Origin of the sequence: Nocardia coubleae NBRC 108252 (genome assembly GCF_001612805.1) — a bacterium.
Lineage (GTDB): Bacteria > Actinomycetota > Actinomycetes > Mycobacteriales > Mycobacteriaceae > Nocardia > Nocardia coubleae.
The window spans coordinates 225,802-236,115 of the sequence record NZ_BDBD01000016.1 but is presented as its reverse complement, the minus strand read 5'-3'; the positions used below and the strand labels follow the sequence as shown (position 1 = coordinate 236,115).

At 67.4% G+C, this 10,314-nt stretch carries 8 protein-coding genes; 2 read left to right on the top strand and 6 right to left on the bottom strand.

Annotated features, from left to right (window positions below; translation table 11 throughout):
• Window positions 1-31: 31 nt before the first annotated feature.
• The gene (locus NCO8_RS17020) at window positions 32-1,648 is read right to left on the bottom strand and encodes an ABC transporter substrate-binding protein (protein ID WP_084457249.1); all 1,617 of its coding nucleotides are present in this window, start codon (window positions 1,646-1,648) and stop codon (window positions 32-34) included.
• Between the two features lie 248 nt (window positions 1,649-1,896).
• Window positions 1,897-3,480 (bottom strand): amidophosphoribosyltransferase, encoded by a 1,584-nt coding sequence (purF, locus tag NCO8_RS17015; RefSeq protein ID WP_067492328.1) that lies wholly within the window; start codon window positions 3,478-3,480, stop codon window positions 1,897-1,899.
• Between the two features lie 252 nt (window positions 3,481-3,732).
• Here purF and NCO8_RS17010 point away from each other — a divergent pair, with 252 nt between their 5' ends.
• Window positions 3,733-5,040 (top strand): YhgE/Pip domain-containing protein, encoded by a 1,308-nt coding sequence (locus NCO8_RS17010; RefSeq protein ID WP_067640777.1) that lies wholly within the window; start codon window positions 3,733-3,735, stop codon window positions 5,038-5,040.
• A 73-nt stretch (window positions 5,041-5,113) separates the two neighbouring features.
• On the opposite strand, the gene NCO8_RS17005 is transcribed toward NCO8_RS17010, so the two are convergent.
• The 3 genes from NCO8_RS17005 to NCO8_RS16995 all read right to left on the bottom strand — a co-directional run bounded on the left by NCO8_RS17005 (window position 5,114) and on the right by NCO8_RS16995 (window position 8,087).
• Window positions 5,114-5,512: a sterol carrier family protein gene (locus NCO8_RS17005; protein ID WP_067640775.1), complete on the bottom strand. Its 399-nt coding sequence runs from the start codon at window positions 5,510-5,512 to the stop codon at window positions 5,114-5,116.
• Window positions 5,513-5,636: 124 nt separating this feature from the next.
• Window positions 5,637-6,302, bottom strand: a complete 666-nt coding sequence (locus NCO8_RS17000; protein ID WP_084457248.1) for a CPBP family intramembrane glutamic endopeptidase — start codon at window positions 6,300-6,302, stop codon at window positions 5,637-5,639.
• 57 nt (window positions 6,303-6,359) lie between these two features.
• On the bottom strand, window positions 6,360-8,087 hold the full coding sequence (locus NCO8_RS16995) for an alpha/beta hydrolase (protein ID WP_439951679.1): 1,728 nt from the start codon (window positions 8,085-8,087) through the stop codon (window positions 6,360-6,362).
• Between the two features lie 133 nt (window positions 8,088-8,220).
• Here NCO8_RS16995 and NCO8_RS16990 point away from each other — a divergent pair, with 133 nt between their 5' ends.
• Entirely contained in the window at window positions 8,221-8,511 is a 291-nt protein-coding gene (locus NCO8_RS16990) for a YiaA/YiaB family inner membrane protein (protein WP_067640771.1), read from the top strand.
• Window positions 8,512-8,538: 27 nt separating this feature from the next.
• On the opposite strand, the gene NCO8_RS16985 is transcribed toward NCO8_RS16990, so the two are convergent.
• Complete coding sequence (locus NCO8_RS16985; protein ID WP_084457247.1) at window positions 8,539-10,314, bottom strand: alpha/beta hydrolase; 1,776 nt, start codon at window positions 10,312-10,314, stop codon at window positions 8,539-8,541.

The window sequence follows — 10,314 nt, the reverse complement described above, 5'->3', positions numbered from 1 at the left end:
ACCGGTGATCCGGGCGCGACGGGAACGTCACTCACTTGCTCAGTACCGTGAACCGGAACTTGAAGGAGCCGTCGAGGGTTTCATCCACACCGGTCACACCGGGCTTGGACACCGCGACCTGCTTGCCCGAGAGCAGCGGCAGCGTCGGCAGGTGGTTCTGCGCCAGATCGGCCTGGATCTTCTTGATCAGCTCCACCCGCTTGACCGGGTCGGCTTCGGTGAGCTCGGCGGTCAGCTGGGCGTTGATGCCCGGGTTCTCGAAATGCGACTGCAGGAAGTTGTTCGGGCCGAAGAACGGCGCCAGGTAGTTGTCGCCGTCCGGGAAGTCCGGGTACCAGCCGAACTGGTACATCGGGTAGCCGTCGGAGGCGCGTTCCTTCTGGTAGGTGACCCATTCGGTGGACTGCAGGTTCACCTTGAACAGGCCGGACGCCTCGAGCTGGGACTTGACCGCCGCGTACTCCTCCGAGGAGCTGGAGCCGTAGTGGTCGGGGTTGTACTGCAGGTTCAGCGTCACCGGGGTGGCCACGCCCGCGTCGGCGAGGAACTTCGCCGCCTTGTCCTTGTCGGGCTTGGCGCCGTAGAGGTCCTTCAACGGCTCGGCCGCACCGATCATGCCCTGCGGCACATAGCCGTACGCGGGCTGGTAGGTGCCCTTGTACACACCGGCGGCCAGCGCCTCGCGGTCCACCGAGGACGCCATCGCCTTGCGCACGGCCAGCTTCTGCTCAGGCGTGCTGCCCGGCATGGTGTTCATGTTGAACACGATGTAGCGCAGCTCGCCGCCGGGCCCGTCGGTGACCTTCACCTTGGAATCGGCACGGAGGCTGTCGATATCGGTCGGCGTGAAGGAGCGGTAGCCGACGTCGATGGCGCCGTTCTGCAGGTCGAGCTTCAGGTTGTCGGAGGTGGCGTAGTACTTGGTCGAGACCGAGTCGTTCTTCGGCTTGCCGAGGATGCCGTTGTAGTCGGCGTTGGCCTTGTACTCGACCAGCTTGTTCTTGTCGTAGGTGCTGATCGTGTAGGGGCCCGAATAGCCCTTGGCGGCAACGACTTCCTCGTCGGTGGCGACCTTGTCGGCCGGGAACACCTTCTCGTCGACGATGGGTCCGGCCTGGGTGGGCAGGATCGTCGGGAAGGTCTGATCGTTGGCGACCTTCAACGTGAACGCGACGGTGAGATCGTCGACCACATCGGTCTTGTCGAGGTTGCCGAGCAGCGCGGCGGGACCGTGCGGGTCGTTGATCGCGACCATGCGGTCGAAGGAGAACTTGACGCTCTTGGCGGTCAACGGATTACCGTTGGCGAATTTCAGACCGGATTTGATCTTGCAGGTATACACCGTCGGTGCGGTGAATTCGCATTTCTCCGCCGCATCCGGCTTGGGCGTGGTATCGCCGGGCGCGAAGTTCAGCAGATACGAATAGATCTGGTTCTCCACGAGCAGCGACCCGTTGTCGTAGGCCGCGGCCGGGTCGAGGGCGAAGATCTTGTCCGTGGTGCCGACGACCAGCCCCGCGCCGGAGCCCGCGTCATCGGTGCGTCCCGACCCACAGGCCGCAAGCGAGGCGGCGACAACAGCCGCAACACCCACTGCGGCAGCTTGTTTCGCACGATTCTTGCGAGCGCTCTTTGCACTGTTCAACATCAGATCCCATTCTCGAACGCCGCGATGTCGCCGCACCCGGATCACGGGAGCGGCGACGACGCGGTGAGCTAGCGATATAACGAGGGACCGTACAGGCGAACCATTACCGCCCAGTTTCAAATCGAGCGAAAAATTACGCGGATGTTATGAACAAATCTTACGTAATTCGGATAGGCCGGAAAATTGTAGGTACACAACACAAAAGGGACCGATCAGGTTTATCCTGACCGGTCCCTGGTGCGAGGAGGTTATGGGCGGCTGAGCGCGTCGACGTTCACATTGCCGCCGAGCAGCGCGGCCTCGGACTGACCCGACAGCATCCCCTCGAGCACGTTCTTGCCGATGGCGGCCTCCTGCGGCAGCTCGATCGGGTACTCGCCGGTGAAGCAGGCGGTGCACAGCCGCGAGGCGGGCTGTTCGGTCGCCGCGATCATGCCCTCGGTGGAGATGTAGCCCAGCGAGTCGGCACCGATGGAGCGGCGCACGTTCTCGACCATCGCCTCGTAGCTGTCGTCCGAACCGCCGGCGCCGTTGGCGATGAGCTCCGCGCGCGAGGCGAAGTCGATGCCGTAGAAGCACGGCCACTTCACCGGCGGCGACGCGATGCGCACATGGATCTCGAGCGCACCGGCCTCGCGCAGCATCCGGATCAGGGCGCGCTGGGTGTTGCCGCGCACGATGGAGTCGTCGACGACGATGAGCCGCTTGCCGCGGATCACCTCGCGCAGCGGGTTGAGCTTGAGCCGGATACCGAGCTGACGGATCGTCTGGCTCGGCTGGATGAAGGTGCGGCCCACATAGGCGTTCTTCATCAGACCCTGGCCGTACGGAATGCCGGAGCCCTGGGCGTAGCCGACCGCGGCGGGCGTGCCCGACTCGGGCACCGGGATCACCAGGTCGGCCTCGACCGGGTTCTCCTTGGCCAGCTTGCGGCCGATCTCCACGCGGGTGGAATGCACCGAACGGCCCGCGATGGTCGTGTCCGGCCGGGCGAGATACACGTATTCGAAGACGCACCCCTTGGGTTCGGGGTTGGCGAAGCGCAGCGAGCGCACACCGTCGGAGTCGATGGCGAGCAGCTCGCCCGGTTCGATCTCGCGGACGAAGGCGGCGCCGACGATGTCGAGCGCGGCCGTCTCCGAGGCGACGACCCACCCGCGATCGAGGCGGCCGAGCACCAGCGGACGCACACCGTGCGGGTCGCGCGCGGCGTAGAGGGTGTGCTCGTCCATGAAGGTCAAGCAGAAGGCGCCGCGCAGTTGCGGCAGCAGTTCCATCGCGGCCTGCTCGATGCTCGAGTCCGCCGAGGCGTGCGCGAGCAGCGCGGTGACGATGTCGGAGTCGGAGGTGGCGCCGGTCATCTGGGGGCGGCCGTTCACCACACCCGCACCGATCAGGCCGAGTTCGCGTGCGCGCCCGGCCAATTCGGCGGTGTTCACCAGGTTGCCGTTGTGGCCGAGGGCCAGGCCGGAGCCGACGGCGGTGGTGCGGAAGATGGGCTGGGCGTTCTCCCAGGTGACCCCACCGGTGGTGGAGTAGCGGCAATGGCCGACGGCGATATGGCCGGGCATGGCGCCGAGCGTCTGCTCGTCGAAGACCTGGGACACCAGGCCGAGATCCTTGAAGACCAGGATCTGGGAGCCGTCGGAGACCGCGATACCGGCCGCCTCCTGTCCGCGATGCTGCAGCGCGTACAGGCCGTAGTAGGTGAGTTTGGCCACGTCCTCGTCGGGAGCCCAGACGCCGAAGACGCCACACTCCTCGCGAGGCTCGTTCTCGGGCTCGTCGGAAATGGCGGATGTTGTGTCGATCGTCGGATCGGCGTCGGTCACCGTTTGCTCCCTGTTCGGGCGGGCTGGGGGCACTCGTCAGTCTACGGGTGAATTGCCGGTGCGTACCACGGGTGCTCGCATCCCGGCAGCAATCTCCGCGCGGAACACCCTGATCGGCCGCGTGGAGCTGTTACCGTGCCGGTTGTGACGACGGACGACAGTGCAGACGTTGCAGCCGGTGAATCGCGTTCGAACAGTGAAAACGCCAGGTCGACGCCGAGTGATTCCCGCAAGACGTCCGCCCGTGGAGCGATGTTCGACACATCGACGCGCCCTCGGCGTCACTGGGCCAAGATTGTGTTCGCCCCGACACTGGTGCTTGCCGTGCTCACCGGTCTGCTCGGGGTGATGTACCTGGGTTATGTGGCCGATCCGGAGAAGAATCTGCACGATTTCCCGGTCGCGCTGGTGAACCTCGACGTGGGCGATGTCCTCGACACCGGTGGTGAGCAGCGCCGCGTCGACTTCGGCAAGCAGGTCACCGACGCGCTCGTCGCGAACGTGCCCGCCGACAAGATCGACCTGCGGGTGGTCGGCAAGCCGGAGTCCGAGCAGTTGCTGCGCACCGGCCAGGTGTACGGCGCGATCGTCATCCCCGGCGACTTCAGCAAACGCCTGGGAATTCTCGGCGCGGGCTCGATCGTGCCCGGCGAGATGGAGAACCCCATCATCACCTTGCAGACCAATCCGCGCATGGGTGCCTACGGTGACGCCATCGTGCAGCGGATCGGCGAGCAGGCGCTGGCCGAGGTCGACAAGCAGGTCGGGGTGCAGCTGGTCGACCAGGTGCAGGCCACTCTCGCGCAGACGCCGGAGGGCGCGCCCGCACCGCAGATCTCCGGTGCGGCGATGCTGAGCCTCCAGAGTCCCATCGACACCGTCACCCAGGAGTACCGGCCGCTGCCACCCGGCACCGGTCAGGGCCTGACGGCCTTCTTCTACGCCCTGCTCCTGCTGCTGGCGGGAATGGTCGGGGCGATGGTCATCCACACCATGGTCGACGCCCAGTTCGGTTTCGTGCCAACCGAGTACGGGCCGTGGTTCGTGCACTATCCGACGTCGTCGATCTCCCGGTTCCACACCCTGCTCGTCAAATGGGGCGTGTCGACGGTTGTCGCGGTGGTGGTTTCGGCGGTGTTCCTGCTGGCGGCCAAGCTCGTCGGCATGCCGGTCGACAATCCGCTCGCCCTGTACCTGTACTCGGTGCTGGCCATGGTGGCGGTCGGCTGGACCGCGCTGATGACGCTGGCCGCGCTCGGCACGGCGGGCCTGCTGGTGAACCTGGTGCTGTTCGTCATCCTCGGCCTGCCCTCCTCGGGCGGCACCGTGCCCATCGAGGCGACCCCGACCTACCTGTCCTGGCTGGCCGAATTCGAGCCGATGCACCAGGTGTTCCTCGGCGTGCGCTCGATCCTGTACTTCGACGCGAACTACTCGGCCGGCCTCGATCGCGGCATCTGGATGGCACTGCTCGGCATCGCGATCGCCGTCGTGGCGGGCACGATCATCACCCGCTACTACGACTACAAGGGCCTGCACCGCAAGAACCACTCCGACTGACGATGCGCGCGACGGGGAGTCACCGTGCGGTGCGGGGACCGCACCGGTCGCGCAGGTCCGGCCGCGTCTCGGTTCAGCGCGGTGCGGACAAGGGGACGATCGGCAGCCAACCCGCGATCTCCGCGGCCCTCGTCCCGGAAGCCGAGACCGCGCCCGAAGCCACGGCGTCGTCGAACTCCAGCAGCCCGGTGGCCAGCAACAACCACGTCCGCGCATCGGTCTCCACCACATTGGGCGGGTTCCCCCTGGTATGCCGAGGCCCCTCGATGCACTGCACCGCGACGAACGGCGGCACCCGCACCTCCACCGAATGCCCCGGCGCACTCGCCGCCAACGCCCGCGCCGTCCCCTTCACCGCCGCCCCCAACTCGGCCCGCCCCGGCGCCGCTACCCCCGCATCCCCCAACCACTGCGCCACCGCCAACACCGCCGCCCGCACCTGAGCGGGATCAACCACATTCCGACCAGCCATAACTCGCAACGCTACCGACCGCCCCCGACAGCAATCGACAGCCCGTATGCCCCGAGTTGCCGGACGCGCGGAGAAGGGCGAAACCGCCGCCCAAGCATCGCGGTCCACGGCATCGCGGCCGCCCCTAGGGCTGGATGGTCATCGGGCCTCGCAGCCGACCGATACCTGATCCGGCGGCAAGTCGGGTCTCGACGTAGGTGACCAGGGTGGGCAACAGGGCGCCGCCCGCGTTGATCGTGAGGTGCAGGAGGGCTGGGGCGGTGGCGCTGTCGGCGCGGCGGCGCAGGGCGCTGAAGATCAGGCCGGCGACGGTGGTCGCGGCCAGGGTGACGGGGAGGGAGTCGCCCGCAGTGCGGGCGGGGTGGATGTGCCAGAGGGCGAAGTCGGCGGCACCGACGACGGGCGGGCAGCCTCGGGAATCGAGGAGCGGGTCGAGGGTGGCGCGGAAGACGGCTTCCTCGGCCAGCACCGTGCCGACGGGAATGTGGACGGAGATCCATTCAAGGGTGGAGGTTTCGGGGACGCGCACCGCGACTTCGGCGGGTAGCCTGCGCAGCGCCGGAACGGCCAAGACCACGCCGTAACCCGCGAGAACCACCGCAGAACTACCGAGACCCCACCGCAAACCACTGGCGGACAACCAGTTCGGGCGACCACGGAACAACCCGGTGTAAGCGCCGGCGAACAGCACGTTGGCCACCGATCGTCCGCGCAGAGGCAGACCGAGGGCAGGCAGAACCCAGTTGTTCCACACCGGCGGTATACACAGCGCCACACCGACTTCGACCACTCGGCGCGCTCGAGTGCTCCGCGCGCGCCCGGCGCCGCATGAACGCGCGCCCGGTTCTCACTTCACCCCCCGCTCCAGCTTCTCGGCGGATTCGACTGCCACCCTGGCCTTCTCGACCACATCCGCGCTCACCGAAAGCCCCGTCACCGCCAGCCAACCGTCGAGCACGAGACTCCCGTACCGATGCCCGTGCCCGTCCGACACCCCTTGCGCATTGGTCAGATCGGCCGTGACCTGCCAGAACGTCACGAACGGCGCCCACCGCATCTGCGTCGACACATCATCACCACGTGGTTCACGCAACCAGTCCGGCCGGGTGAAGATCAGGTCCGCCGACCACCACACGATCGGGTCGGACGGATGCTGCAGGTAGGCGATGCGGGGCTCACGCCATACCTCTGGCGAGTCGAAATCTGTCGCGTCGTCAGCGAATCGGACCACGAGCCCGTCGGCATAAACCGGTGCCACCTCTCGCGACCCTGGATCGCGCCTGGCCACGAACTGCCGCCACAGCCGATTGGAATTGGGCGGCCCCACCCACAGCGCCCCGTCGACCTTCTCCCGGAGGTCGGCCAACCCCTCGAAGGCTTCCTCCGACCCCTGCGACCCGAGACTCTCGCCGTACACGAACAGCTTGGGCCGCAGGTCTTCCGGCTGCGCCGACCACCGCCGGTACACCGCGTCGAACAGCTCACGGCTCGCCGCCGCGGCCTTCTCCCGGTCGGACAGAAACGACAGCACGCTGGGCAGATACGAGTACTGGGTGGCCACGATCGACGTGTCACCTCCGTAGAGGTATTCGAGCGAACCGGCCGCCATCCCGTTCACCCACCCGGTGCCGGTGGTCGTCACCACCACCATCGCCGCCCGCTCGAAGGCCTTGGTCCGCTCGAGTTCGGCCACCGCCAGCTCGGCCGCCGTCTGCTCCCCGCGCACCGATTCCAACCCCACGTAGGCCCGGATCGGTTCGCGCGCAGGCCTTCCCGTCACCGCGGCGATGTCGGCCGCGTCGGGACCGTTGGCGACGAACCACCGCCCTTCGAAACCGAGTGTCTCCCAGGGCGCGAGCGAAGCCGGGCTCCCGGACTTCTCCGGCGCCACGGGCTGCACCGCGTACTCGGTGGTCCGGTCGTTGCGCACACTGAACGCGGAGTTGGCGACGGCGAAGAACGCCCGCGAAGCCACCCCGTTGAACACCGTCACCGCGAACACCACCAGCACCAATGCCCCGGCCGATGGCGCCAATTCGCGCGGCACCCGCACCCACTGGTTGAGCTGACGGGCCAGCACGAGGATCAGCGCACGCACCGTCCGGTACACCGCGACCACCGCCACCCCAACGGCCACACTGAGCAGCCCGGTCCGCAGATACGCGGGGGTGGTCGTACCTTCCATCCCCATCAGCGAGGTGATCTCACGCTGCCAGCGCGCCGACTGCACGAGCATCCCGGCCGCCACGACCGCGCACACCACGAGCACCACGGCCTTGATGGCGTATCGCACCCGGTCAGGGGGCCCGGTCAGCGGAATCCGTGGCCGCACCCACCGCCGCAACGCCCACTCGAGCACACACCCGAGCCCGTACCCGATGGCCGCGTTGATCCCACTGATGAGCCCCTGGAACAACCAGTCGCGCGGCACCAGCGACGGCGTCACCGACAGCGCGAAGAACAGGGTGGCGACGACGAGCCCCGGGTAGTTCAGATCGACGATGTCCTCGACGCGCCGCATCACCCGCTTGCCGCGCGTACGCAGCGTGACGAGGGTCGACCCGGTCGCAGACACCGATCAAGTATGGCTGGCGGGCGCGCCGGGGGCAGAGGTTGTGAGTGGTGGGTCGGTCACTTTCGGCAACTACCCATCGCCGGTGAGTAGTTTCACGCGCCCGCGCGAATCCCCCGCCGCCCATGCTTGTTCCATGAGCACACCCAATGCCAAGCCGAAGAACACCACGGCCTACATGGCCCAGGCCGCGATCGCCTTCGCCGTCAGCCTGTTCGGCACCGGCGCGGGCATCGCCTACCTGCCGCTGGACGGCTGGCAGCGCGCCTTCCTCGCCATGTCGGGCCTGTTCCTGGTGACGAGCTGCTTCACCCTCGCCAAGGTGGTGCGCGACCAGCAGGAATCCCAGACCGTGATGAGCCGCCTCGACGAGGCACGCATCGAACAGCTGATCGCCGAACACAATCCGTTCAAGTCGGTCTCGTAGCCGGAAGTAGCCGATCGAGGGGTTCGGCTACTTCAGCTGATGCTCGGTGGCAGCGGATTCTTCGAGGAACAGCCGGATCCGCTGCGCCAATTCCGGTGTGTAGTCCGGTGGTCGAGCAATCGCCGCCCAGGCATCGGGCACCAGGTTGCCGTAGTTGTGGCCGTGCCCGTTCGAGACCGACTGCGCCCGTGGCAGATCCGCCGCCACCTGCCAGAACGTGACGATCGGATACCACGACATCGCCGGTGACACATCGGGACCACGCTTCTCCGCGAGCCAGTCGGGCCTGCTGAACAGCAGATCCGGCGACCACCACACCACCGGGTCCGAGGCGTGCTGCAGGTAGACGATGCGCGGATCGGTCCACTTGTCCGACGGCCGGGCGAGCTGATCGGCACTGGCGGCGAAGCGCACCGAGAGCCCGTCGGCGAAGATCGGGGTGATCTCGTCGGTTCCCGGATCACGGCGGGCGACGAATTCCGACCACAGCCGGTTCGAGTTGGGCGGGCCGACCCAGAGCACACCGTCGGTGCGGTTGCGGATATCGGCCAGCCCGGAGAACGCACCCTCCGACCCCTGGGACCCGAGGCTCTCCCCGTAGACGAGCAGCTTGGGCCGAGCGTTCTCGGGCAGCGTCGACCAGCGTTCGTAGACCTTGTCGAACAGCATGCGGCCCATGCTCATCGACTTGTCCCGGTCGGACAGGAACGACAGCGCACTCGGCAGGTACGAGTACTGGGTGGCGACCAGAGCGCTGTCCCCGCCGAACATCAACTCGACCGATTCGGCGCTGGTCGAGTCGACCCAGCCGGTGCCGGTGGTGCTGATCACCACCAGCACCTTGCGGTCGAAGGCCTTGGTTCGTTCGAGTTCGGCCACGGCCAGGTCGGTTTGCGCCTCGAACCCGTCGGCCGATTCCAGCCCCGCGTAGACCCGGATGGGTTCGCGGGCCGGTTTGCCGGTGACCTGGCTGATGGCCAGTGCGGTCGGTGCGTTCGAGACGAACCAGCGGCCTTCGGAACCGAGTGTTTCCCACGCCGCCAGCGAGCCGGGGCTGCCGGACCGTTCGGGCAGCGTCGGCTGGATCGCGTGCGCGGAAGTGTGGCTGTTGCGCGCGCTGAACGCCGAATTGGCCACGGTGAAAAAGGCTTTCGCCAGCACGCCGTTGAAGAGGAGCACCGCGCCGATCACCACGATCAGCACCCCGAGCGGTCGCGCGAACGACGCGGGCACCCGAATCCACTGATTGAGACCGCGCGCCACCGCACGCACCAACTTGCGCACTGCGCGCGCGATCCAGATCAGCAGCCCGACCACGGCGGCGCCGAGCAGCACTGTGCGCGCGTAGGAGTCCGAAACCGGCGCCATCCCCATCAGATCGGTGATCTCGCGTTGCCAGCGGCCCGATTGGATCGACATCAGCACCGCGAACACCACGCACGCCACCACGATCAGCGCCTTCACCGCCATCAGCGTCCACCGCGGCCGCCGCGCCCATCGCGCGGCGATCCGCTCCGGCACCGTCACCCGCGGCACCACCCACCGCCGCCAAGCCCAGGCCAGGCCACACCCGAGGCCGTACCCGATCGTGGCATTGATGCCGCTGATCAGGCCCTGGAAGAACCAGTCGCGCGGCAGCAGCGACGGTGTGAGCGACCACCCGAACAGCATGGTCGCCACGAGCAGCCCGGTGTAGTTCGGGTGGAAGAACCGTTCCACCAGGTGCACCCCGCGCAACAACGGGTTGTCGGCGGGTGCAACGGTGGCGCCGGTGGGGGCCGAGCTCGTCTCCGATGTGGTCAA